Origin of the sequence: Nostoc commune NIES-4072 (assembly GCF_003113895.1) — a bacterium.
GTDB classification, from domain to species: Bacteria; Cyanobacteriota; Cyanobacteriia; order Cyanobacteriales; family Nostocaceae; genus Nostoc; species Nostoc commune.
Window position 1 is genome coordinate 4004258 of record NZ_BDUD01000001.1, and the last position, 26561, is coordinate 4030818.

At 43.1% G+C, this 26561-nt stretch carries 12 protein-coding genes; 8 read left to right on the forward strand and 4 right to left on the reverse strand.

All coding sequences use genetic code 11. The features are described 5' to 3' along the window. Nucleotides 1–68: 68 nt before the first annotated feature. The 7 genes from CDC33_RS17710 to CDC33_RS17740 all read left to right on the forward strand — a co-directional run bounded on the left by CDC33_RS17710 (nucleotide 69) and on the right by CDC33_RS17740 (nucleotide 17716). Complete coding sequence (locus tag CDC33_RS17710; RefSeq protein WP_109012610.1) at nucleotides 69–5066, forward strand: type I polyketide synthase; 4998 nt, start codon at nucleotides 69–71, stop codon at nucleotides 5064–5066. 160 nt (nucleotides 5067–5226) lie between these two features. Continuing rightward, complete coding sequence (locus CDC33_RS17715; protein WP_109009597.1) at nucleotides 5227–9993, forward strand: type I polyketide synthase; 4767 nt, start codon at nucleotides 5227–5229, stop codon at nucleotides 9991–9993. Nucleotides 9994–10057: 64 nt separating this feature from the next. After that, a complete protein-coding gene (locus tag CDC33_RS17720; protein ID WP_109012611.1) occupies nucleotides 10058–13024 on the forward strand; it encodes an amino acid adenylation domain-containing protein in 2967 nt (988 codons plus the stop codon). 129 nt (nucleotides 13025–13153) lie between these two features. Then, nucleotides 13154–14317 (forward strand): MFS transporter, encoded by a 1164-nt coding sequence (locus CDC33_RS17725; RefSeq protein WP_181374054.1) that lies wholly within the window; start codon nucleotides 13154–13156, stop codon nucleotides 14315–14317. A 552-nt stretch (nucleotides 14318–14869) separates the two neighbouring features. Beyond that, entirely contained in the window at nucleotides 14870–15823 is a 954-nt protein-coding gene (locus CDC33_RS17730) for a PEP-CTERM sorting domain-containing protein (protein ID WP_109009598.1), read from the forward strand. Between the two features lie 93 nt (nucleotides 15824–15916). Then, on the forward strand, nucleotides 15917–16639 hold the full coding sequence (locus CDC33_RS17735; RefSeq protein WP_109009599.1) for a PEP-CTERM sorting domain-containing protein: 723 nt from the start codon (nucleotides 15917–15919) through the stop codon (nucleotides 16637–16639). A gap of 84 nt (nucleotides 16640–16723) precedes the next feature. Beyond that, nucleotides 16724–17716, forward strand: a complete 993-nt coding sequence (locus CDC33_RS17740; RefSeq protein WP_109009600.1) for a PEP-CTERM sorting domain-containing protein — start codon at nucleotides 16724–16726, stop codon at nucleotides 17714–17716. 347 nt (nucleotides 17717–18063) lie between these two features. Here CDC33_RS17740 and CDC33_RS38860 read toward each other — a convergent pair whose 3' ends face one another. After that, a complete protein-coding gene (locus CDC33_RS38860; RefSeq protein ID WP_181374055.1) occupies nucleotides 18064–18201 on the reverse strand; it encodes a hypothetical protein in 138 nt (45 codons plus the stop codon). Between the two features lie 49 nt (nucleotides 18202–18250). On the opposite strand from CDC33_RS38860, the gene CDC33_RS37860 reads away from it, so the two are divergent. Next, a complete protein-coding gene (locus CDC33_RS37860; protein WP_146195835.1) occupies nucleotides 18251–18448 on the forward strand; it encodes a hypothetical protein in 198 nt (65 codons plus the stop codon). A 260-nt stretch (nucleotides 18449–18708) separates the two neighbouring features. Here the strand turns inward: CDC33_RS37860 and CDC33_RS17745 are convergent, their stop codons facing one another. The 3 genes from CDC33_RS17745 to CDC33_RS17755 all read right to left on the reverse strand — a co-directional run bounded on the left by CDC33_RS17745 (nucleotide 18709) and on the right by CDC33_RS17755 (nucleotide 26560). Beyond that, nucleotides 18709–20940, reverse strand: coding sequence for an SBBP repeat-containing protein (locus CDC33_RS17745; RefSeq protein ID WP_109009601.1), 2232 nt, complete (start codon nucleotides 20938–20940; stop codon nucleotides 18709–18711). Between the two features lie 1105 nt (nucleotides 20941–22045). After that, entirely contained in the window at nucleotides 22046–24562 is a 2517-nt protein-coding gene (locus tag CDC33_RS17750) for an SBBP repeat-containing protein (protein ID WP_109009602.1), read from the reverse strand. 447 nt (nucleotides 24563–25009) lie between these two features. Next, nucleotides 25010–26560 carry an MFS transporter gene (locus CDC33_RS17755; RefSeq protein ID WP_109009603.1) on the reverse strand — a complete coding sequence of 517 codons (1551 nt, stop codon included), beginning with the start codon at nucleotides 26558–26560 and terminating at the stop codon, nucleotides 25010–25012. Nucleotide 26561 lies beyond the last annotated feature (1 nt).

The window sequence follows — 26561 nt, forward strand, 5'->3', positions numbered from 1 at the left end:
CCAAGCAACGCCACGCCTCACTTGAAATTTTGGATTGCTTATGGGCCTTACTAATAAAGGAATTTGATATGAATAATAATTTAGAAAACCCCCAATCTCTATCTCCAACAAAACGTGCGCTCTTGGCCTTGAAAGAAATGCAAGCCAAGCTAGAAGCAAACGAGCGTGCCCAGTCAGAGCCGATTGCCATTATTGGCATAGGCTGCCGATTTCCGGGCGGCGGCAATAATCCAGAAGCATATTGGCAGATGTTGCGTAATGGAGTAGACGGGATTACAGAGATCCCATCGGATCGATGGGATATTGATGCTTACTATGACCCAAATCCTGATGCCTTAGGAAAAATGTATATCAGGAAAGCTGGAATTTTAGAGCAGGTAGACCAGTTTGACCCGCAGTTCTTTGGGATTTCTCCTCGGGAAGCAGTAAATATGGACCCCCAACAGAGGTTACTCTTAGAGGTTAGCTGGGAAGCTCTTGAGTATGCAGGCATTGTGCCAGACAAGTTAATTGGTAGTCAAACTGGCGTGTTTGTTGGAGTGATGAATCTGGATTATTTTCAGATGGTTACTAGTCCAGATTTGATTAATGCCCATACTGCCACAGGTAATGCCTTTAGTGTTACTTCTGGCCGATTATCTTATACCCTTGGTCTACAGGGGCCAAGCATGGCAATAGATACAGCTTGCTCATCCTCATTAGTGGCGGTACATCTGGCTTGCCAAAGCTTACGGACTAGAGAGTGTAATTTAGCTCTCGTAGCTGGGGTAAATTTGATCTTAACGCCAACGGTGGCTATTAATGAATGCCGGGCAAAAATGCTAGCTCCCGATGGTCGTTGCAAGACATTTGATGCTAGTGCCGATGGCTTTGGGCGCGGAGAGGGCTGCGGGGTCGTGATTCTCAAACGCCTAAGTGATGCGATCGCTGATGGTGATAATATTTTAGCCCTAATTCGGGGGTCGGCGGTCAACCAAGATGGTCGTAGCGGCGGTTTGACGGTTCCCAATGGCCCATCTCAGCAAGCAGTTATTCGCACAGCTTTAGCTAACGCTGGGGTAGCGCCCAATCAGGTGAGTTACGTTGAAGCCCACGGCACAGGCACATCTTTAGGAGACCCCATTGAATTGCGGGCCTTAGGAGCAGTACTAGCTCAAGGACGCTCTCCAGACCATCCTTTGATAGTTGGTTCAGCTAAAACCAATATAGGACACTTGGAAGCAGCAGCTGGAGTGGCGGGTTTAATTAAGTTAGTGCTAGCTCTACAACATCAAGAAATACCACCTCATCTACACTTACATAACCCTAATCCTTATATACCTTGGGCAGAACTGCCAATCAAAATTTCCACAGAACTCACTCCCTGGTCTTCGCCCAACGGATCGCGCATCGCGGGTCTAAGTTCCTTCGGTTTTAGTGGCACTAATGCTCATTTGGTGGTTGAAGAAGCGCCAACCCGTCAGCAAAAGCCAAAGGAAGTAGAACGCCCCCTCCATCTGCTAACTCTCTCGGCAAAAACTGAAGGCGGATTACAGGAGTTAGCCAGTAAATTTTACACCGCACTCAAAGCCGATCCCGATCTCAACTTAGCTGATGTCTGCTTTAGTGCCAATACAGGTCGCTCCCTGTTTCCTAATCGCCTAGCAGTAATAGCTGAAAATTCAGATCAGATATGCGAACAGCTAGCAGCCTTCAGCAGTGGTAATCATCCATCGGGAGTATTGAGTGGGCAACCTCAAGACACTCGTCGGCCGAAGATTGCTTTTTTGTTCACCGGACAAGGTTCCCAATATGTAAATATGGGACGCCAACTCTATGATACCCAGCCGACTTTCCGCCAAGCCCTAGAACGCTGCGATGCTATATTGCGCCCTTATCTGCCAAAACCCCTATTATCTGTAATTTATCCCGCAGCAGGTGAGAATTCCCCCCTTGACCAAACACTTTACACCCAACCAGCTTTATTTGCTTTGGAATATGCTCTGTATGAGTTATGGCGTTCTTGGGGGATTGAACCGAATGCTGTGATGGGCCACAGTGTCGGCGAATATGTAGCAGCTTGTGTAGCTGGGGTGTTTAGCTTGGAAGATGGGTTGAAGTTGATTGCCCTTCGCTCTGGTTTGATGCAAGCATTACCACCAGGGGGTGAGATGGTGGCGGTGTTTGCCTCAGAAGAACAGGTAATCGCTGCGATTACTCCCTATACTCAGCAAGTAGCGTTGGCAAAGCCCGCCGTAGGCATCGCGGCGGTTAATGCCCCACAAAATATAGTCATTTCCGGTGAAGGGGTGGCTTTACAGGCGGTGTTAAAGGAATTAGAAGCCGAAGGAATAGTGACTCGTCCCTTAACAGTGTCCCATGCCTTTCATTCTCCTCTGATGGAGCCGATGCTAGCGGAGTTTGAGCAGAAAGCAGCAGCAGTAATCTATGCCGCTCCCCGGATAGACTTAATTTCTAATGTGACTGGACAACTGGTGCAGCCAGCAGAAATAGGTCAAGCCAGTTATTGGCGTCGTCATCTGCGGCAGACGGTGCGATTTGCCGCAGGGATGCAAACACTCCAAGCCCTTGGGTATGAACTGTTTGTGGAAATCGGCCCAAGTCCTATACTCATCGGGATGGGGCGGCAATGTTTCCCAGAAGGAACTGGGGTTTGGTTATCAAGCTTGCGCCGTGGACAAGACGATTGGCAGCAGTTGCTCCAGAGTTTAGCCTCGCTCTATGTCCAAGGCGTGAAGGTGGACTGGTCTAGCTTTGACCACAATTATCAGCCCAGGCGCGTCCCTCTGCCTACCTATCCCTTCCAAAGAAAGCGTTATTGGGTTGAGAGCCAAGTACCTAAGCAGCCAGAAGTACAAATTCTATCAAACAAAAATGTTGAAGACCCGATTCACAATCTTTTACAATCTGGAGATAACCAACAACTAGCTCGGAAATTAGAAATAGTTGAACAACTGCCAGCAGCGCAAGTGCAATCCATCTTGGAGAGTATGCAGCTTGCAAAACTTTCTCAACGTATTGTCGAGCTTTCTCCAGACAGATATGAGCTACTTAAACAGTTGCTCTTACAACAGCAGCACTTGATTCTGGATTATCTGAGTGATTCATTATACGAGGTACAGTGGCAACCCCAAGAGCGTTTGATACCGCCTATTTCCGTTAACCAGACGGGCAAATGGTTGATATTCGCAGATCGAGGTGGCGTGGGACAAGCGCTAGCAGAACTGCTGCGATCGCGCGGTGAAAAATATGTGATGATTTATCCTGGCAAAGCCTATGAAATTTTAGAAGCTGGACATCGGAAAATCAACCCAGCAAATCCTCAACACTGTCAACGACTATTGCAGGAAACTCTCGGAAATAATGGTCTATCATGTCGTGGAATACTGCATCTGTGGAGTTTAGATGCAGCAATGTCGGACCAAATTACACCATCTTCTTTAGAGAAGGCGCAACTACTGGGCTGTGGCAGTGTGCTGCATCTTGTTCAGGAACTGGTAAAACAGGATAGCTCAGTATTACCCCGGTTGTGGTTAGTAACTTGTGGAACTCAAGCCGTAGAAACAAAACCTGCTTCTGTAGCAGTAGCTCAAGCACCTTTGTGGGGACTGGGGCGGGCGATTGCGCTGGAGCATTCTGAAGTTTGGGGAGGGTTAATAGATTTAGATCCTAATATCTCTGGCGATCAGCAAGCTGTTTCTCTATTCACAGAAATTTGGCAGCCTGATGGCGAGGATCAACTCACCTTACGCGGGGAAAAACGCTATGTTGCTCGTTTGGTGCGTAGCAATAAACTGCCATCTAAACCTGTACAATTGCAAGCTGATGGTACTTACTTAATTACTGGCGGCTTAGGCAGTTTAGGGCTGAAAGTTGCCCAGTGGCTGGTAGAACAAGGGGCGCGAAACTTGTTGCTAATAGGGCGTCGCGGTCTTTGCGATCGCGCTACATGGGCAACTTTACCAAAGGATACCGAAATCGGGGAACAGGTGCAGGCGATTCAAGCCTTAGAAAAGATGGGTGCTAATGTCGTCGTCGCTCAGGCTGATGTCAGCAACCAAGCTCAAATGTCTGCGGTCTTTGAACAGTTACACAATACTCAAATTCCTTTAAAAGGAATTGTTCATGCTGCTGGGATAGCTGAGTATCAACTATTACAAGACATTGCTCTAAAGATTCTTGAATCCACTCTGCGGCCGAAGGTAGCGGGTGGGTGGATTTTACATCAACTTAGTTTGGGGATGAATTTAGATTTCTTCGTCTGTTTCTCCTCAATTGCTTCAGTGTGGGGTTCTAAAGGACAAGCACATTACGCTGCTGGCAATAACTTTCTTGATGCCCTTGCCCATTATCGCCAAGCTTTGGGAGTACCAGCTTTAAGTATAAATTGGGGCCCTTGGGCAGGCGGTGGGATGGCTTTGGAAGAAACCCAAATCTTATTGAAGCGGATGGGGTTAGAACCTTGGCAACCAGAAGAAGGGATTGCAATCTTAGCGCAGCTTTTGGGTACAAACATTATCCAAACAGCAGCAGCTAAGGTTGACTGGAATATCTTCAAACCAGTTTATGAAATCAAGGGACAGCGATCGCTACTCAAACAAATTGGCACACAGCTACAAGAACAAGGTGAAGTGCAGCCAGCATTGCGCCCACAGTTTTTAGAGCAATTAAACGCTCTACCAGCCAACAAACGTCAAAGTTTCTTAATTGCTCATCTGCAAAGCCAAGTTGCTGAGGTTTTAGGACTAGAACCATCGCATCTAGTAGACGTACAACAGGGCTTTCTCGAACTAGGCATGGATTCCTTGATGGCTGTGGACTTGAAGAATCGCCTTGAATTCAGTTTGGGACAATCCTTAAGTTCAACACTAGTTTTTAACTATCCAAATATTCAGGTTTTAGCTAATCACTTGGCTACCTACATTCTTTCCCTAGAGCCATCGACACAACAGGAGTTACAAAAAGATCCCAAAGAATTGTCTCAAGCTTCAGTAGAGCTAGAACAATTTTCTGAAGACGAATTGGCTTCATTACTAGACGCAGAATTAGCCGCCTTGGTTAATTAAAAGTCTAGGGGGGTGGAGGTTCCCATAACGCGAGTTGACTCTTTGATCAATTCTGATTTTTTCTTAACCCTACACCCCTTTTTCAATAGATTTTCAGTCTACTGCATCAAAGATCCTCGATTTTTTGATAACTCTTTAAACACCCTCAGAAATTATTAAAATGAGTAATATTGCCGAAACTATTGACCATCGCGATCGCTTAAAAAATGCACTCCTGGCAGTTAGAGAAATGCGCTCTAAGCTTGATGCAATGGAGCGTGCCAAGACAGAGCCAATTGCAATTATTGGTATGGGTTGCCGACTTCCGGGTGCTAACAATCTGCAAACTTTCTGGTCTCTGCTCCATAACGGAGTGGATGCCATCACTGAAGTTCCTGAAGATCGATGGAATATTGATGAATTCTACGATCCAGACCCTGATGCACCAGGAAAGATGTATGTTAGAAATGCTGGTTTTCTAGACCAAGTAGACCAGTTCGACGCCCAATTCTTTGGCATTACCCCACGGGAAGTTGAGAACATGGACCCGCAGCAACGGCTGTTGTTGGAGGTCAGCTGGGAGGCGGTTGAGCAGGCTGGCATTGCACCCGATCGCTTAAGAAATAGTCAAACTGGGGTATTTGTCGGCATTACCACCAATGATTATTTGCAACTCCAGATTGGGTCTAGCGATCGCACCAAAATCGATGCCTACAGTGCCACAGGCAATTGTCTTAACGCTGTAGCTGGCCGCTTATCATATACTTTAGGTCTACAGGGGCCAAGTATGGTGGTGGATACGGCTTGCTCATCTTCACTGGTAGCCATCCATTTAGCTTGCCAAAGTCTGCGTAGCCAAGAGTCCGATCTAGCCTTAGCTGGTGGGGTGAATCTCATCCTCTCACCAATTGCTACCATTGCTACTTGTCGAGCCAGGATGTTAGCCCCCGATGGTCGTTGCAAGACTTTTGATGCTGCTGCTGACGGCTTTGCCAGAGGAGAAGGGTGTGGGGTTGTTGTTCTCAAGCGCCTTAGTGATGCGATCGCTGACGGTGACAATATCTTAGCTTTGATTCGGGGATCGGCGGTTAACCAAGATGGTCCCAGTAGTGGTTTGACAGTTCCTAATGGGGTAGCCCAGCAAGCACTAATCCGTAAAGCCTTGGCTAACGCTGGGGTAGAGCCTGGACAAATCAGCTATGTAGAAGCCCACGGTACAGGAACATCTTTAGGAGATCCGATCGAAGTTGAGTCTTTAGGGGCAGTATTATGCCAAGAGCGATCGCCCCAGGAGCCTTTAATCATTGGCTCGGCAAAAACCAACATTGGTCACTTGGAATCGGCATCTGGGGTAGCGGGACTGATCAAGGTGGTGCTAGCACTGCAACATCAAGAGATACCACCTCATCTGCACCTAAAAAATCCCAATCCATTCATCCCGTGGGCAAAGCTGCCAGTGCTAGTGCCAACGCAAGGAACGCCTTGGACTTCTGGAGATAAACCCCGGATTGCTGGGTTGAGTGGGTTTGGTGTAACTGGTACCAATGCTCACCTGGTCATCGAAGAAGCCCCTAGCGGCCAGCAGCACCCCAATGAAGTAGAACGCCCCTTACATCTGCTCACTCTCTCAGCGAAAACTGAAAGTGCATTACAGGAGTTAGTTGGTAACTTTTACACAATCTTCAGAGCTAATCTTGACATAAACCTAGCCGATGTCTGTTTTACTGCCAATACAGGCCGCTCTGTATTTGCCCATCGCTTGGCAGTGGTGGCTGAAAACTCAAATCAGGTGTGTGAACAGCTAGCAGCCTTCAACCTTGGGCAAAATACTGGTGATTTCCTCAAAGGGCAAGTTGATAAATCCCGTCAACCCAAGGTGGCCTTTTTGTTCACCGGGCAAGGTTCCCAATATGTAAATATGGGACGCCAACTCTATGATACCCAGCCGACTTTCCGCCAAGCTCTAGAACGCTGCGATGCGATATTGCGCCCTTATCTGCCAAAACCCCTATTGTCTGTAATTTATCCCGCAGCAGGTGAGAATTCCCCCCTTGACCAAACACTTTACACCCAACCAGCTTTATTTGCCTTGGAATATGCCCTGTGTGAGTTATGGCGTTCTTGGGGGATTGAGCCGAATGCAGTGATGGGTCACAGTGTCGGCGAATATGTAGCAGCTTGCGTAGCTGGGGTGTTCAGCTTAGAAGATGGGTTGAAGTTGATTGCCCTTCGCTCTGGTTTGATGCAAGCATTACCACCAGGGGGTGAGATGGCGGCGGTGTTTGCCTCAGCAGAACAGGTAATCGCTGCAATTACTCCCTATACTCAGCAAGTAGCAATCGCGGCGGTTAATGGCCCGCAAAATGTGGTTATTTCAGGGGCGTCGCCAGCAGTACAGACAGTCTTGCAAAAACTAGAAGCACAAGGAATTGAGTACCGAAGCTTACGAGTTTCTCATGCCTTTCATTCTCCTCTGATGGAACCAATTCTGGCAGAGTTTGAGCAACGCGCTAGCGAGTTGGTCTATCATGAACCCCAAATAGACTTAATTTCCAATGTGACTGGACAACTAGTGCAAGGAGCAGAAATTGGTCAAGCCAGTTATTGGCGTCGTCATCTGCGGCAGCCAGTACGATTTGCCGCAGGGATGCAGACTCTCCAAGCCCTTGGGTATGACTTATTTGTGGAAATTGGCCCACATTCAGTACTTATAGGAATGGGGCAACAGTCTTTATCTAATGGCGTGGGAGTTTGGTTGCCTTCTTTACGTCGTGGACAAAACGATTGGCAGCAGTTGCTCCAGAGTTTGGCGTCGCTGTATGTTCAAGGAGTGAAAGTGGATTGGTCTGGCTTTGACCACGATTATCAGCCCAGGCGCGTACCTCTGCCTACTTATCCCTTCCAGCGCCAACGTTTCTGGATTGATACACCAGTCACTAAGCAAGAGTCAGTTCCAGTTCAGAAGCCAGAAATTCCTGCCATCAGCATCTCTGATACAACCCTAGAAGAGCGTATTCTAGCTCTAGCTGCTAAGACAACTGGACTCAAGTTAGAGCAATTAAATTTGGATATTTCCCTAGAGGCAGACCTGGGATTAGATTCAATCATGATGATGCAACTAATGAGCGGTCTGATAAAATTGGTTCCAGTAGACCAACAGACAGCATTTAGTAGCAAGTTCTCTTTGCGAGACTTGATGCAGTTGCAAACATTAAGGCAAGTAATTCAGATATTTGATGAGTGGCAAAGCTCGGATGAGCAAAATATCGTCAGTGCTGGAGAGGCTGTAGTTACTAACGCAGAAAAACTTAGTAGACAGGGTGAAATAAATAATGTGGAAATGCTTCATGGACAGTATTTTCACTTATTAGGTCACTGGGTGGTAAATTCCAACAGCCTGTTTTCTAGTCTGCGTTTACAAGGGTCTTTCGACTTAGATATTGCTTGGCAGAGTTGGAAAGACTTGCTGTCTCGGCATCCTATGTTGCGATCGCGCTTTCATGTCCCAGAGGGTGCGACTCGTTTTAATGAATACTTAATGGAAGTTATGGAAGATCCAACTCCTCCAGAAATTCCAGTTACAGATATTATACATCTTGACAGTGATGCTAAAGAGCAGGCTGTACAGGCAGAAGTTCATCGCTGGTTAAATTATGAATGGCCCCTGACTGCATGGCCATTGCATCAATTTTCTGTATTGCGCTTAGAAGATTCGGTATATCAGCTATTTTTAGGCAACGAACACCTAATTTCTGATGCTCTGGGAAATCATCTTATATTGCGTGAATTTCTCGAAATTTATCGTGCAAATATCTGCAACGATCAGCCTGATCTGCCTCCAGCTACGACCTTAGAAGATTACCGCCAATTAGTGCAAGCCATGAACGCTTGGCACGATCCCGAAGAAGACCGAGCGCTGGCAGCCTACACTAGTAGCCAAGGCAAAGATTCTTACTTCTGGAACCCCAAAGGCGATATTGTTGACCACCCACGCCCCCAATTTCACACTCAACGGTACATTCTGGGAGGCGATCGCACTGCTAAACTGATTGAACGGACCCGTGACTGGCGATTACCTGTAAATTCTTTGCTGCTGGGAGCTTTTCTGCGAGCCGTTGTCAAGTTGCAGCAGTCTTCACAATCTGTAATCGTTCAAGTCCCCACCGGCGGTAGAGTTTATCCTGGTGCTGATGCTTCTAATGTCGTCAGTAGTTTCGCGCAGAATTTAGCCCTGAGTTTTACGCCACCACAACCTGATGAAGATTGGCAAACTCTGTTAAACCGTGTACATCAAGAAGTTCAAAATGGCATCGCTAGCGGTCTAGACAGAGCGCAGACTCGCCAGATGGGGCTGATGTTCCGGGACAATATAGCCTTAGAAGACGGCAAAATACCTGAGCATAGTTTATCTATGTTTAAAAGCGTCTTGAAATCAAATTTATACTTTCCCTACACAGGTCATACTCAAATCAAAACTCAATACGGCCCTGTAGAAGTAATTGATTATCAAGCAGGTGGCATAAATGCTGTTGGAACCATTGATATATTACAAGAGATATTCGACGGTAGTTTGCATCTGTTTGCTAGTTATGACCACAAATTCTTTGACTTGTCCGTTATTGATCAGTTAATGCAGGAATACATTGCTCAGATAGAGGAATTATGCTCACTGACAATTCAATCCCAACAGCCAACAGAACTGGTGTCAGTATCACAAGCAGATGCGAAAATTGAGTCCACAATTCGACAGGTAGCGGAAGAAATTTGTCACTACCAAATTAGTCCCGACGAAATGGACAAAGATATGGAGGCGGATTTGGGCGTAGATTCCCTAGAACGTATCCGGATTATTACCCGCTTGGAAAAGCTAATTGGGAAAGTCGATCGCCAAGCCTTATTAAGTTGCAGGAGTTTGCAAGAAATGGCAAACACACTCACCAAATTTTAGATTTTAAATAATGGAATTGAAGATTCAAAGTAATCATTTAAAACTTCAGAGGAAAATCATTGAGATGAGCAATATTACAGAAATTCCTTACCTGAAAATTGTAGAACAAGTTCAGCAAACACCCGAAGCGATCGCAGTTCTACATCAAGAAACTAAACTGACTTACGCCCAGTTACATCGCCTTTCTAATCAGCTGGCCAATTATTTACGGACTCAGGGTGTAGGGCCAAACACGCTTGTCGGCATCATGACACAGCGCAACCCTTTAATGCTAGTCGGAATTTTGGGCATCCTCAAAGCTGGTGGGGCTTATGTTCCTCTTGATCCTTCCTACCCAGGCGATCGCATCCGTTACATTCTCGAACATGCTAAAATTGGCACTTTGCTAACTGAATATCAACTAACTAATAAACTTGAAGAGTGTTTGGATGCAGAGTTACCATTGTATACTTTGCTATTCTTGGACGATGGCGACGGGTTTATTCCCAGCAAAGAACTAAACTTACTTAGTAAAGATACTTGGTCTACTTTCTCAGATCAAGATCCGCCCTATACTAATGATCCCGATGATTTAATGACGGTTCTATATACTTCTGGCTCCACCGGACGCCCCAAAGGAGTAATGCTCAACCATCGGGGTTATATGAACCGCCTGCGCTGGATGCAAAATACATTCAGGCTGAAACCTGGAGATAGAGTTGCTCAAAAAACCTCTTTTTGTTTCGATATCTCCGTCTGGGAACTCTTCTGGACGTTGATGGAGGGAGCTACTATTTGCCCAGTAGAAAGGGAAACAGTAATCAATCCTTGGAAATTCGCTCAATGGATCAAGGATACCCAAATCAATGTTATGCATTTCGTGCCTTCATTGTTTGGTGAATTTATCAGTGCTTTAGAAGATGAATCTTGGGAATTTCCTAGCTTGCGCTGGTTAATTTTTAGTGGTGAAGCTTTGCCCTTACCTTTTATCCAACGTTGGATTGACAAGTATGGAATGGGTACTGGACTAGCAAACCTCTATGGCCCAACTGAGGCATCCATTGACGTGACTGCTCATATCATTGAGCAACGTCCTAATGAACAGGTGACTAATCAAATTCCCATCGGCAAAGCCATTGATAATGTTTACATCAAGATTTTAGATGAGCAAATGCAGCCAGTCGTACCTGGGCAGTTGGGAGAACTTTGGATTGGAGGTGTACAACTTGCCAAAGGTTACTTAAATGATTTGCAACGCACATCAGAAGCTTTTCGCCTCAATCCCTTTCTGCAAATTCCCGGACAATATCTCTATCGGACTGGGGATTTGGCGAAAGAATTGCCAGATGGTAGTTTTGAATATCACGGACGGATTGATAACCAGGTAAAAATTCGGGGTTTTCGTGTAGAACTAGGAGAAATCGAGAGCGTTCTTAATACTCATCCAGCAGTGCGCGAAGCAGCAGTTTTAGCTGTAGATTATGGAGCCGGGCAGAAAAGATTAATAGCTTGGTTGTCTGGAAACAAAGTGGATAATCGACAAATCAAGGAACATCTCTCCCGACTACTACCTGATTATATGATTCCGCAACGTGTGGAATGGTTGCCCAGTCTGCCTAAGAATCATAATGGCAAGCTGGATCGTAACGCTCTCCAAGCGCTGCTGAATAAGAGTCAGCCGAAACAAAAACCGGAGGAAACCATTGATACTGCTCAAGAATACTTACCACTGGGGCCGGCGCAGAAATGGCTGGTGACATACTTCGAGCCTCCTTATCAGTGGACGGGGTATACACGTTTTCGCTACCGCCAAGCTTTGAATCTGGACGTTTTCAACAAAGCTTTCAACTTGATGATGGCACGGCATCCTGCTCTGCGTACTTTGTTTGTGCAACGCGATGGACAATGGCAGCAGCAAATCATGGGTACAGAAAAGCAATTTCCTGTAGATTTCTTTGATGGTAGTCACCTGAGTGCAGCCGAACGCGATCGTGAAATCCGCTCTCGCATAGAGCAAAGCAGTCAAAAATTGCGTCTTGAAGAGTGGCCGCTATTAGCAACAATCGTGGTCAAAGTTGATGAATCAATCTACGACATCACCATGATTGCCCACCATATCATTGCTGATATGCTGAGTACAACTGTGTTATTTAAAGAACTTTGGTACGCTTATGACCGAATTTTGGTGGGTGGTGTGCCTAGTTTTGAAAACCCCTCGCCACCTTCCTACGCAGATTTTGTCCGTCTGCTTGTGGAAGAAGACAAAAAAGGAGCTTTGGCCAGCCACGTTGATTATTGGAAATCACAATTTCCTTCTCGACAATATGCGTTTCATGTTCCCTTTGACCATATCAAGGGGACTAATATCGAAGCTTCTGCTGCGACTGAACGATTCACTCTCACCAAAGCTAACAGTGACACATTGTTACGCAAAGCTAAACAGCACTATGGTTGCAATTTGTATACACTTTTACTCGCTCCTTTGTACCAACTGACGGCTGTTTGGTGTGGTACATCTTGGGTAGTTTTGAGTCATCGTAGCCACGGTAGGGATCTAGGCGATAACCACATTTTCTGGGAAAGCTTTGGTAATTTTGCAGTGAATTTTCCCGTGGGAGTGATGATAAACTATGAGGAAAAGTGGGAGAAAACCATCAAGCATATCAAAGATGGTTTTGATGCACTGCCAATGAACGGCGTCACCTTTGATTGGATATGCGATCGCTTGCCAAATTATATCTATCCTGATGCTAATCTGACATCGATTAGAGCCAATTACCTGGGGAATCGCACCCAACCTGTGTTTGAGTTGTTTGAGTTTATCGAAGAAGATCGCGATCGGCGTTTGTCCCCTCCTGAACAAAAACGCACAACCTTGTTAGAGTTTTTCTTTTCTATTATCGATGGCACTTTCCATTTAGAAATCGAATACTCTCGTAATTTTCATCTTCCTGCAACAATCAACCAACTCGGCAAGCAATACTTGGATTTGATAGAGAATATGCTCGCAGTTATATCGCCAGTAGAAGAAGGCGTTCGGCATCGCAAATGACTCTAGGGAATAGTTGTGACGCAAGTTGTCGTTGCTGTTTACTCGAATGCTCAAAATAATTCCTCCATTCCTGGATTCAGCAACGCCAACATATTACTCTAACTGCAAATATATAAATTTAATAAAACAATGCAGGAAATTTCTTCAAAAGCATCAACTTCTCCTTTTTCCACAGGTTTACCAGCCTTATATATTATCGGTTTTATTTCCGGTATCTCTATGGGGCTGTTTACTCCCTTTATCTCAACGCTCATGGCTCAATATCAAGTTAATGATATTTTAATCGGGGCAAATTCTACGGTATTTTTTCTGGCTATAGCTTTGGGAACACCTTTGGTAGCAAAGATATTGCGCCAATTAGGATTGCGTCAAACTATGACGTTGGGCTTAATACTGATGGCTTTGAGTGCGCCCCTATTTCCTATGACTACACAAGTATCTTTGTGGTTTGTCATCCGCGCGGTTATGGGTATTGCTTGCTGTTTTTACTTCGTCTGTGGACAAACTGCACTGAACTACTTTTGCCACGAAGGTAATCGAGCGATCGTTAATGGTATATATGCTCTATCTTTTAGTGTCGGATTTGGACTTGGCCCAGTCATCGGTTCTGGACTCTATAACGTTTCCCCCAAATTGACTTTTTTTCTAGGTAGTATTTTAGTTTTAAGCGGTGTAGTTGTAGTCTGGATAGGCTTACCTAATAAGTCTGTCAGTTTTCAACCATCGTCGCGTCAAGGGATTTTCAGAAAGCTAACACTTTCTCTCTATGGTGCATTCGCCTTTGGTTTTGCTGAATCTACTATAGTCTCTCTATATCCGGTATATTTATTACGAGAAAAATATAGTGTCGAGCAAATAGGTTATACCTTTTCTTTATTCGTAGTTGGAGGTCTTTTGGCTACCGTTCCAGTTACACATTTTGCAGACCGATTTGGCAAATTAAAGATTCTTTTAATTAGTGTATGTATTTTAATATTTTCTATTTTGTCTCTTTCCTTCGCTGAAAATACTATGAGTATACAAATATTTGCCTTTACTACTGGAGCTAGCCTGACTCCAGTTTTTCCTTTAGCACTGGCACTCATCGGAGATAAGCTTTCCCACAATGAATTATCATCTGGAAGTGCTTTGTTCACAGCCATATATAGCTTTGGATGTACTGCTGGGCCTCTACTCTCCTCTCTAGTTATGGAAATTTTTGATAATCGTTACATATTTAGTTTAGTAGTACTATTACTTATATTATTTATACCGCGAATAGTTAAAGAACAGCCAAAGATGAAGTCTAATTAAGTTATCTATTCCAGACTCAAATCATTGTAAATCATCAATCATCGCTTTCATTGTTACAAGATAGACACCTTTATCGCCATCTTTTATCACTCTGGGAAGAGAATAATCAAGGTTCAAAGATGAAGTCAGATTTGGTAAGATAATTAGCGAGGTCTAGCGGCAAGCCGATGTGCTTCTACGCAACTCAATAAAACTTCAAACAAAAAGGTCAATAAGCAAACTTATATCTCTACAAAAATTTTATATTTTACTCTGAAAAAAGGAATAAAAGAGACTTATTAGTGTCTCTATATTGAGTACGGTATACTCAAAAAAACTATAGATTATACGAAATATAATCCATTTAATTTTGTTTTGTTTTGTTAGATTAATATGGTAATATACATCAGTGAAGCGTACAACTTTCTTTTGCAAATTTGCACATTATCACAATTATTTTGGTGACGTTATATTTTTGCACCAAAGAATACATAATCAAAAACTAAAAAATTGCCAAGAAATAGGCTGATTTACTCTTTTTTCTAGTACTACTTATCGGAGTTAGCTTAACGTATGCTTAATCCAACCATTTCTCTACTTATAGGATTTGCAGCTACCGCCGTAATCTCAACACCTATGAATGTTGAAGCTGCGACTTATGACTATAGCAAAGCTAAAAATATTCCCGTAAGGCCTATTGCCTCTAACAATATACTCAACCTCTATGGAGATTTATATCAAAATGAGGGATATAATGTTTTTTCTAATGTAGATCCTAATGCCCCAGATGGAGGTCATTTTGGTATTCGCATTAACCCGATTTACACCTCTTATTATGCAGTAGGTCGCGAAGCAAATCTTAATCCAAGCGGTGCGACTCGTTCAGCAAGCGTACAGAACATTACAGGTTTCTCTAATCTTTTCAACTACTTAAACAGAAATAATATTTCGCCCAGCAGTATTGGTATCGGCATTTCTCCCAAAAGTGGTCGAGACGTAACCAAAGCGTGGAACTTAGGTGAAGATATACTTGGTCAAGATTGGTTTTCTAGTCCAGATTCAACTATTGAGGAAGACATTTATCGAGCCAATCCAGATGATGTAGAGATATCTCTATCTTATGGAACAACAAAAATAATTGATTTGGGATATTCACCCTTTTACTTTATTTCAGATAACGCTGGCGGTGTTTTCGCCAATGAAAATTGGAACATCTTTTTAACTCACCCTACTTCACCGAGCAAACTATCTGGCTTAGATCCTTTCTCATCAGGTTTAGCTGATGCATTTCTAAAAGATGTGGCTGCTGCTGGTGGAAGTATTCAGTTAGTTTCTGAAGACCAACCAGAAGCTTCTGACATTCTCCCTTTCGCTAATGATAAATATCAAGGCTTTCTTTTATCTTTCCCCATAGAAATCAGGGCAGTCAAAAGTGTACCAGAACCTTCTACAGGGTTGGGATTGTTAATGTTGGGAGCTTTAGTTACAGTTTCACGCAAAATCTCACAGAAACAAAAGCAAGAATAGTTCTGATAAAGTGAAACCTACTGTATTATATATTCCCAAAACTTCTTCTCAGGTATCGACACAATTGCTCAAACTTTACTCACAGCTTAAATTATGCGTTATCACCTTCTTTCAATACTTCTTGGACTAGCTACTGCCGTCGCAGTCAGTACGCCGCTAAATGTTCAGGCTCAGTCTAAAATCTATCAATTTGTTGGTGGTAAAGAGAGCGTCAACTTTGATGCAGAGGCACTTGATGTGCTGAAGTCATTAGGCTTAACTTTGGCTTCAGTAGAAAATACGGCTGTACCAGCTCCGGGTTACACCTATGCGTTTGATGTCATTCCTACGAGTGCTAATTCCAGTGTTCAAAGTAGTACTTTTACCTTCAATTATGATGATGCCACAAAAGAATTTATTCCAATTAGTGGAACGGTTGATTTAACTGGTAGCTTATTCTTCAACGTAGATAGAACCAAACTTGCCCTTCCTCCTCAACTAGAGTTGGGAGATTTATCAGCCCAGCCTGCTGTTGACCTTGATGTTATAGATAAGGCAAATACTGGTTTGCCTATATTTACTTTGGAGGTATTGGCTCCTCCTAATGTTGACCTGGAAAATCGAACTGTAACGCTCAATTTCAACGCATTGGCATCTCAAGAGTTCAGCGATTTTCTTGTAGCAGCAGGGGCAAGCCAGCCGATCGCTGGTTTGAAGCTGGGTGAGATTCAAGGCGATAGGAATATTGCTCTAGTTCCTGAACCTGGTACTGTGCTAGCAATATTAATGGCTGCTAGTTCAGCGCTAGCTTTAGGTAAACGGCATCGAATTATGTAACTGCTATTTTTTACAAAGTTAATTTTGTCACAGAAAAAATGGCTTTTTATTGTGTAATTGTTTAGTTTTGTTAAAACCTTGCTTATGCGTACTTATTATCTTTCAGCATTTTTAGGACTAACCGGCTCTATTGCAATCGTTGCACCTTTACCTGTTAAGGCTGCAACTTTCGACTTCGACCAATTGCAATATATTTCATCAAGACCAATCGATTCTGCTTACAGGCTAGATTTATTGGGAACCCCATCTGAAAACCAAGGATATCTAGGTTTCTTCAATGCAAATCCTGATGCCCCAGATGCTGGTCATGCAGATATTAGCTTAAATGCCTCAGGTAATGGCGCTCCTTATTACACGACCGGTCGGCAGGCTAGCCCTCAACTACCTCCAAACGGTGCTACCAGAACAGCAAGCGCGATCGCAATTGCTGGCTTTCCTAGCCTGAGTAGCTACGTGACGAACAACGCAATTAACCTAAGTGACCTTGGATTTGGGTTTGGACAAAAAAGCGATGTCTACGACGGGCTGCGCCTACGCAATCCTACCACTACATGGAATTTGGGCGAGGATAAGCTTGGTCAAGATTGGTTTGCTAGTAAAACTTCAAAGATTGAGGAAAGAATTTATAAAGCTAATCCAGATGATGTTGAGCTATTCCTCTCTTATGGGGCAAATAAAATAGTTGATTTGGGTTATTCTAATATTTATTCAGTTCTTGATTACGGTGCTACCACTCAAGTTATTGATGATATCGATGTTGGTTATACTGACCCAACTCAAGCAACAAAGGTTGCTGGTCTAGACCCCTTTGCAGACGGCTTGGCTAACGCTTTCTTACAAGATGTTGCAGCTGAGGGTGGTGGTGTCCAAGTATTTATTGAAGACAACCAAGTTGACGACAGTAATGTTGTTTTCGACAACAACGGATTCAATATATTCAATCTTCGATTTATAGGGTCTTTGCGAGCAGTTCCTATAGCAGCAGTACCTGAACCCTCTCATGTATTAGGGCTGTTGATGTTTGGAAGTTTAATTGCAGTTTCTCGTCGGAAAAAGCATAAATCCAGAGTGGGTTAGCCCCTTTGGGTAAGTCAAAAGTCAATAATTTTGAACCCCATAAATAAATTGCCCACTTTCGTAAAACTATCAAATAATAAATAGACTTCTAAAAAAAGGCGTCAGTTAACAGGATTAGCTAAAGGGATGCCCAGCTTCCTTTGTTCTGGAAAACGAACAACTAGGAGCAAAAGCAGTATGAATTGAACTTTAAAGAGAGGAAGCGATCGCCTCCTCTTTTTCGCATATTTAATCGATTATGCTAGATAAAGAACTTTTTTTATAGCATCAGCTAATTACCAAGCTTGCTCCAATTAAATCCATAACAATTAAACTTGTAGTCGCCGTTGGTTCTGGGCCCTAGCTATCTAATTGGTATACAAAGCAGGTAAGCTGAGAAAAGCACCTACCATCGGTAAAAAATTAGTGATAGTAAAGTTGCCTCGCCATCGCCCAGAACGAAAATTCAGTAACGTCAAACGAATAATTTTAGAATGTTCGCTCATAGAATGTGTCCATTGTGGGGCAGAATTAGCGTTACGCAGACCAAGGCATATGCGTAAAACCGTTCAAACAATGGATGGTGCAGTGTTTGTGGCAGGCAAGAGTAAAGAATGTACCAATCCCAGTTGCACACATTTTGGTAAACATTACTACGCTACTGGCGTGCTAAAGTACAGCCTACCTTACAGTACCTACGGGCTAGTCCTAACTCTGTTCAATAGTGCCGATGTCTGCTATGGCTGTTGCTAATTCTATTAGAACATAAACTATAAGAATTCTTGTAGTCTGTATGACCTCTGACGACTCTCGAATGAACTATGTTGTGGTCTGTTTAACCATAAAATCTACCGTCAATACAACATTATTGAGCAGGTTATCAACCTGCTCAAACAATTTCACCGCATTGCCACCTGATATGAAAAATTTGCTGCAAATTATACAGCCATAATTATGTTTGTCTCCATTATTTTGTGGTTATAGTTTGAAAACACGCCTTAGTTCTAATCATTTCAAATGACTATAGTGCCATTATTAACTGCCTCAGTCAAAGCTGCATTAAAAGAACCTTCAGACTGAGAGTTAAATATGCTGCCAAGACCAGAAACAATCTGTCCATAGTTAAATGCACTGCTACTACTGTTTCTCTGAGCAGAATTAGTACTAATTCCTTGAGTAGGGTTAAGACCCTCAGCAGGGTTAATCAGGTTATCGCCTTGAGGCAGCCTTTCGCTAGTTACTAAATCATTAGTGATATCAATGGTGGTAATTGGACTAGGATCGGCAATACTAATGACATCATTTGAACCACCGACAAATTTTTGCAGTTTTCCTTTGTTAATGTCCAATTCCGCCAACCAGCCGTCCACAGCTGAGGTATTAACGCCACCACCGTTTCCTAATAAGCCATCAGTAGCTCCAGTCACGTAAAGCTTACCATTTCCGGCAGTAGTAACACCTATAGGGTAGTCAAGATTTTTTTTGCTTCCAAATTGTTGAATCCACTTGTTGTTGCCATCAGTATCGAATCTTGCCACCCAGGCATTATAAGATTCGTCTTTTTGGCCTTTTCCTAACTTGCCGTTAGATTCTCCGATGATAAAGATGTTGTCATTTTCATCGATCTGCATGTCGGATAAGAACATGCCATCATCATCTGGAGAACCAAACTGTTTAGCCCACACTTGAGAGCCATCTGGGGTAAGTTTACTAATCCAAATATCACGACCCCCGATTCCTTTTTTTCCGACCTTTGTGCCAATATCCCCTGTAGTCCATCCTGTAACGTAAATATTGCCTTTGCTGTCAGTATCAACACCCCAAGCAAAATCAAGTCCCTGATTTATACTTCCAAGCTGTTGAACCCACTGTATCTCCCCTGCGGTGTTCACCTTTGACACCCAAGCATCGTACTTCAAAAGTTGCCGTGATGGGTCTGACTCTCTGACTAAGCCCTGAGTCCAACCTACAGCTATGCTGTTGCCATTATTATCAACGGCAAGGTCATAACATTCATCAAAAAAGGGAGTTATATCAAAAGGAAAGGTCGCTGAAGGATCTTTAATCAAGGTAGTCCACTGCTGGTTGCCATTGTTGTCAAACTTAGACACCCAGGAATTATCCTGAACGGCAAAATTGAAAATGTCTGTTCTGTCATTGTTATTAATTTCTATTCCTGATACGTAGACATTGCCTGATGGATCTAGATCTAGGCCAAAGGCTCCACTAGTAAAACCACCAGCACTAAACTGCCTACCCCAAACCTGATTGCCATTGGTGTCATATTTCGCCACCCAAACATCAGCTTCTGTTTGCTTGGTTCCAAACAAGTTACTCGACGTGCCGCCTGCCATGTAGGAGTTACCATCTTTATCTGTAACCATCGCAAAGTTAGACTCATCACCAGAAGAGCCAAACTGCCTACCCCAAACCTGGTTGCCATTGCTGTCATATTTGGCTATCCAAGCATCTCCAAAACCCTGATTTGTTCCAAACAATGGCCCGGTAGTAGTTCCTGATATATAAACATTGCCAGCAGCATCTGTACCCGTAGCAAGACTCAGATCGTTTCCGGTAGTTCCTAATTGCTGAATCTTCTTGTTGAATGTTGGTTTTTTTGGTGGTTTTTCACCGACAAATCGGAAATTATTTGACTTCAAATCTAAGTTGACTTCCGGTTTTGCAACTACAAAAGTTACAAGGTCAGGTACTCCCTGTTGCAGTGAAAATATGGCTTCTCCAGAAAGAGGTCGTGCGACTCCTGCAATCTGTAATCCATCAATTTTTACGATTCGATAGTCTTTAGGTTTACCATTTAGCTGGATGACATCATTATTTACACCGAAATCATAAATGACAGCATACTCGTTCAAACCAAGGAAGTTTGTAGTCAGTAGGGTATCTGGGTTAGAGGTAGTATAGTAAGGCTGATATGTATCACCTAGAACAAATCTGTCTGCCCCTACAGATGGGATATTTCTGTCTAAGATGAGAAATGGATTACCACCTTGTTGAGCATTCTGAATATTCAGAATAATTTCATACTCTTCTGGAGAGTTGTCAAATATATCGCCGAACAAATAATCTACATTTGTTGCTTGAGTCGCGCTTGCAATCGGATTGTCAGGATAAATGGTATCGTTTCCGGCACGACCGAAAAGGGCTTCAGGAGCATTTGTACCTCCTCCAATAACTAGATCGGCGGCAGGTGTCAATAATGAAATTGCTAATTGTTCATCAGCCATTGTCTTTAAATCCTTTATTTGAGAAACAATTTAGATTTTTTCTAGACTCAGTTTCGGACTTGTGACTAATTCCCGTTAGTTGCTATCGAGAGTGCAAGCGCATCTCAAGTACAATAATCCTTTAATAGCAAGGGTTCGGGCGTTTCATGATTTAGGATATTGTTTCATCACTTTCCTTATCCAGCAAGTGTTTCAGTTTTACGTGCGTTTGCCCTGCTGGTGTTGATGCTCTGGTGGTTATATTTATTTATCTCCAAAGAATAATATCTAATAGTTAGGCCAAATAGTAAAGTATTTTTTTTTCGTAAAGGATTTATTTTTGCAAGCTCCTTATTTGGACTTTGCAGAAAAAAAAGTTGTTCGCATATAATTTACGTAAACAACTCGAATGATTAATTTTCTTTATAGGTTTATGTCTATTCTATCAAATTTGCTGACCCTAATAGTCAAAAACTTCTGGAGAGAAAATAATATAAAAAACTATATTTGATACTGACATTACTTCTTGTTAGACTTGAGAAAAAAATTGTTAGTTCTTGTATTAATTACGCTTCAATGCTTACCTTGAATCTTTTTTAACAGTGAACAGTAAACAGTTATCAGTGATCTATTTATCCCTGGGTTTAAGTCCCCCACCTCCAGGTGGAATGCGTTGGTGGCGGGTCTAAATCCCCCACCATACGCCTGATAACTGATAACTGATAACTGATAACTGATAACTGATTTAAAGCCTCGCTTGATCAGCAAAGTCAAAAAATTCTTGTTTGCAACCAAGCAGGGAGAAACAAAGTTTTAAATCTTCTCTCATGAGAGTAATAAAAAAGCCTTAATAAGTAGTCGGACAGAATTAATTACACAATGTCATTGCCAATGAAGTTTTCGCGGTAGCATCTCGTAAAGAAGCGGAATGAAGCAATCTCAGCCCTTACGATTGCTTCATTCCGCTTGTAATGGTTTAAATCATTAGGACTTACGCACTGTACAAAATAACTACCCTATATATTAACCAATTGTGGGGGTTGAAGTTAAGAGCCTTTATAGGCAGAACGAATTGAACGCCTAACTAAATTCATTCACTTCTGTCAATGCGTAAGTCCTAATCATTTCAAATCACTAGACTCCCATTATTAACTGCCTGAGTCAAACTTGAAGAAAAAGGACTCCCATTATTAACTACCTGAGTCAAACTTGAAGAAGAAGCAGGTTGCAACTCAGAGTTAAATATGCTGTCAAGACTAGAAACGAACTGTCCATAATTGAATGTACTACTGGTAGAAGGAGTAGTGATTCCCTGACCAAAGTTAAGATTGATCCCTTCAGCAGGGTTAATCCGGTTATCGCCTTGAGGCAGCTTTTCGCTAGTTACAAGACTATTAGTGATATCAATGGTACGAATGGGAGCAGGAGCGGCAATACTGAAGACATCAGTTGAACCAGTGAGGACATCAGTTGAACCAGTGAGGACATCAGTTGAACCAGTGAGGACATCAGTTGAACCAGTGAGGACATCAGTTGAACCACTGGGGACATCAGTTGAACCTGTGAGGACATCAGTTGAATCACTGGGGACATCGGTTGAACTAGTGAGGACATCAGTTGAACCACTGGGGACATCAGTTGAACCTGTGAGGACATCAGTTGAACCAGTGAGGACATCAGTTGAAAGGCTGAGGCCGTTAATTGATCTGCCGATAAATTTTTGCAGGCTTCCACTGTTGGCATCAAGTTGAGCCAACCAACCGTCCACAGCTGAGCTAGTAACGCCAGTAGGGTTCGTTAATGAGCTATCCGTAAATCCAGTCACGTAAAGCCTACCAGTGCCGTTAGTAGTAACACCTGTAGGGTAGTCAAGATTATTTTGTCTTCCAAATTGTTGAACCCAGTTGTTGTTGCCATTAGTGTCGAACTTCGCCACCCAGGCATTATAAGATGGGTCTTTTGTGCCATTTCCCAACACGCCGTTAGTATGTCCGATGATAAAGATGTTGTCATTTTGATCGATCTGCATATCCGATAGGTACATGCCATCATCATCTGGAGAACCAAACTGTTTAGCCCACACTTGAGTGCCATTTGGGGTAAGTTTAGTAATCCAAATATCACGACCCCCGATTCCGGTTTGTCCGGTGCTTGTGCCAATATCCCCTGTAGTCCATCCTGTAACGTAAATATTGCCCAAGCTATCAGTGTCAACACCCCAAGCAAAATCAAGTCCCTGATTTATACTTCCAAGCTGTTGCACCCACTGTACCTGTCCTGCTGTGTTCACCTTTGACACCCAGGCATCGTACTTCAAAAGTTGTCGTGATGGGTCTGACTCTCTGACTAAGCCTTGAGTCCAGCCTACAGCTATGCTATTGCCATTATTATCAACGGCAAGGTCATAAGATTCGTCAAAGAAGGGAGTTATGTCAAAAGGGAAAGTCGCCGCAGGATCTTTAATCAGGGTAGTCCACTGCTGGTTGCCATTGCTGTCAAACTTAGACACCCAGGAATTATCCTGAACGGCAAAGTTGAAAATATCTGTTCTATCATTGTTGTTAATTTCTATTCCTGATACGTAGACATTGCCTGATGGATCTAGATCGAGGCCAAAGGCTCCGCTCGAAAAACCACCAGCACTAAACTGCCTACCCCAAACACGATTACCATTGGTATCATATTTTGCCACCCAAACATCAGTTTCTGTTTGCTTGGTTCCAAACAAGTTACCCGATGTACCACCCGCTAGGTAGGTGTTACCATTTTTGTCTGTGACGCTCGCAAAGTTAGACTCATCACCAGAGGAGCCAAACTGCCTACCCCAGACTAGGCTACCATTGGTGTTATATTTCTCTACCCAAGCATCTCCCAAACCTTGATTGCGTCCAAACAATGTCCCGGTGGTAGTTCCTCCCAGATAAATATTGCCAGCAGAATCTGTATTCACAGCAAGACTGAGATCGTTACCAGTAGTCGCTAACTGATCAATCTTCCTGTACGCTGTTGGTTTTATTAGTGGTTTTTGACCGATAAACCGAAAATTATTCGAGATCAAATTTAAATTGACTTCAGGCTTTGCAACCACAAAAGCTACGAGGTCAGGTGCTCCCTGTTGCAGTGAAAATATCGCTTGTCCAGAAAGAGGTTGTGCGATTCCTGCAACCTGTAATCCAGTAATTTTTACGATTCGATAGTCTTGCGGTCTACCATTTAGCTCGATGATATCATTATTAACACCGAAATCATAAATGACAGCATACTCGTTCAAACCAAGGAAGTCTGTAGTTAGTAGGGTTGCTGGGTTAGAGGTAGTATAGTAGGGCTGAGTTCGATCACCGAGAACAAATCTGTCTGCCCCTACAGATGGGATATTTCTGTTTAGAATGAGAAATGGATTTCCACCTTGTTGGGCATTCTGAATATTCAGAATAATCTCATACTCTTCTGGGGAGTTGTCAAATAGATCCCCGAACAAATAATCTACATTTGTTGCCTGAGTGGCGCTTGCAACCGGATTGTCAGGATAAATGGTATCGTTTCCAGCACGACCGAAAAGGGCTTCAGAATCAGTTGTACCCGATGCGAGAACTAGATCGCTGGCAGGTGTCAATAATGAGATTCCTAATTGGTTATTGGCCATTTTGTTTAAATCCCTTATTTGAGAAACAATTTAGATTTCTTCGAGACTAAGTATCAGATTTGTGACTAACGCTCTTTTATTACTCTCATTAGAGAATATTTCAAACCTTGTTTATCGGTGCTTGGTTCCAATGTCCTGACAAGGATTTTTTAACTTTGCTGATAAAATTAGGCTTTGAAAAAGATTCAACATTAGCATTTGATTTTTCTCTCTTCAGAGATATAGAAGAGAGCTAATTTCCGTTAGCTGGTTTCGATGATTTGGTGGTTTTTAGCTATCTCCAAAGAATAATATGCAATACTTCTGCCAAATAGTAAAGGATTTATTTTTTATAAACTTGTCGCTTTCATAGTTGAAAATTCAATCAAACGAGAAAAAATCTTGATTTTTTAGTTAATGTATAATAAAATCATCTGTTTTTTAAAGTCTAATTTAGCTACGCTTACCCTACTTCTTGTGTTTAATATAAACAGGAGAATTCTTAGGAACTTGGTTAAAATTTGGCTGAATAAACACCAGAATCAAAAATGCTCCACCTAGCAAGGCAATACTTGCTAGAAGCACAGTTGCATGTAGACCCGATACAAATGCATTGCTAATCGCCTGATGCATAGCTTGGGTTGAAATGTTAACTGGCAGGTCACTGGGTACTTTTACTCCACTATGCAAAACATCAGCGATGAGGCGATCTTGGAGGTTTGAGGGTAGGCCCCAAGTAGAGAGCGATCGCGCTAAATGTGAGGCTAGCAGTTGTGTAAGAATTGTTCCTTGTATGGCAACTCCTAAAATAGCGCCGATACGATTACTAGTGTTGATTACTGCTGAGGCAATTCCCACTTTTGTAGAGGGTACAGAATTCAGAGCTACTGCCGCTAAGGGCGCGAGTGTCAAGCCGCTACCAAACCCCGAAAGAATCAGGCTCCACAAAATCGCTCCATACTCTGTATCGGCACTAATTCGGATCAACGAAAATGTAGCTATGCTTGCTACGATAAGTCCTGTCGCGATCGCAAAGCGCCACCCTAAGCGAGCAGCAAACCACCCAGAACATATAGATGCAATTACAAAAGCCCCATTCATCGGCAGGAAGCGCAAGCCAGCTGCCGTTGCCGAGTAGCCCTGCACTTGTTGGAAGAACAGGCTGAAGATAAAAAGTAAGCTGACAACACAGAAGAATACCAAAATTTCAACGACATTGACAACAGTAAATGTCGAATTCTGAAACAAGGTTAATGGCACCATTGGGTGGCTACTGTGGGACTCAACAAATAAAAATGCTATAAAGCTAAGTCCAGCAACTATCAGCAGCAAGACAATAAGGGGTGATTGCCATAGCCCAGTATTCCCTTGCGTAAGTGTGTATGTAAGTGAAGCCAGAAAGATTACACTGAGCAATAAACCAGGCACATCGAGACGTTGCTTGTTAGGATCTTTACTTTCCCTAACAACACGCGAAGTCAACTGAAAAGCGATCGCTCCCAATGGTAAGTTGACAAAGAACACACTTTGCCATCCCAAAGTATCTACTAGCAGTCCACCTAACGCAGGGCCAGCAACCAGGGCGAGTCCTGACACGGCAGCCCAAATACCAAGGGCTTTTGATTTTTCATTCGGTTCAGGAAACGTATCAGCAATGATCGAGAGAGAACCAGTCACTAGGGCAGCAGCCCCAATTCCTTGAAGGGTTCGTCCAGTAATCAAGATACTCAAATTGGGAGCTAGACCGCAAATTAAAGAAGCGATCGTGAAGATGACTAGCCCTGTAAGGAAGACTCGCTTACGTCCATAAATGTCTCCTAATGTTCCGCTTGGCAGCATCATACCAGCAGCAGACAAAGTGTAAGCGTTGAGAATCCACTGTAATCCCGACACGCCAGAGTTTAGACTTATCTGAATTTTGGGAAGCGCCACATTCATCACAGTGTCATCAATATTGGCCATGAAGAGGGCGAAACACATTGCCGCTAGGGTAACTGTTTTAATACGATCTCGATTCATC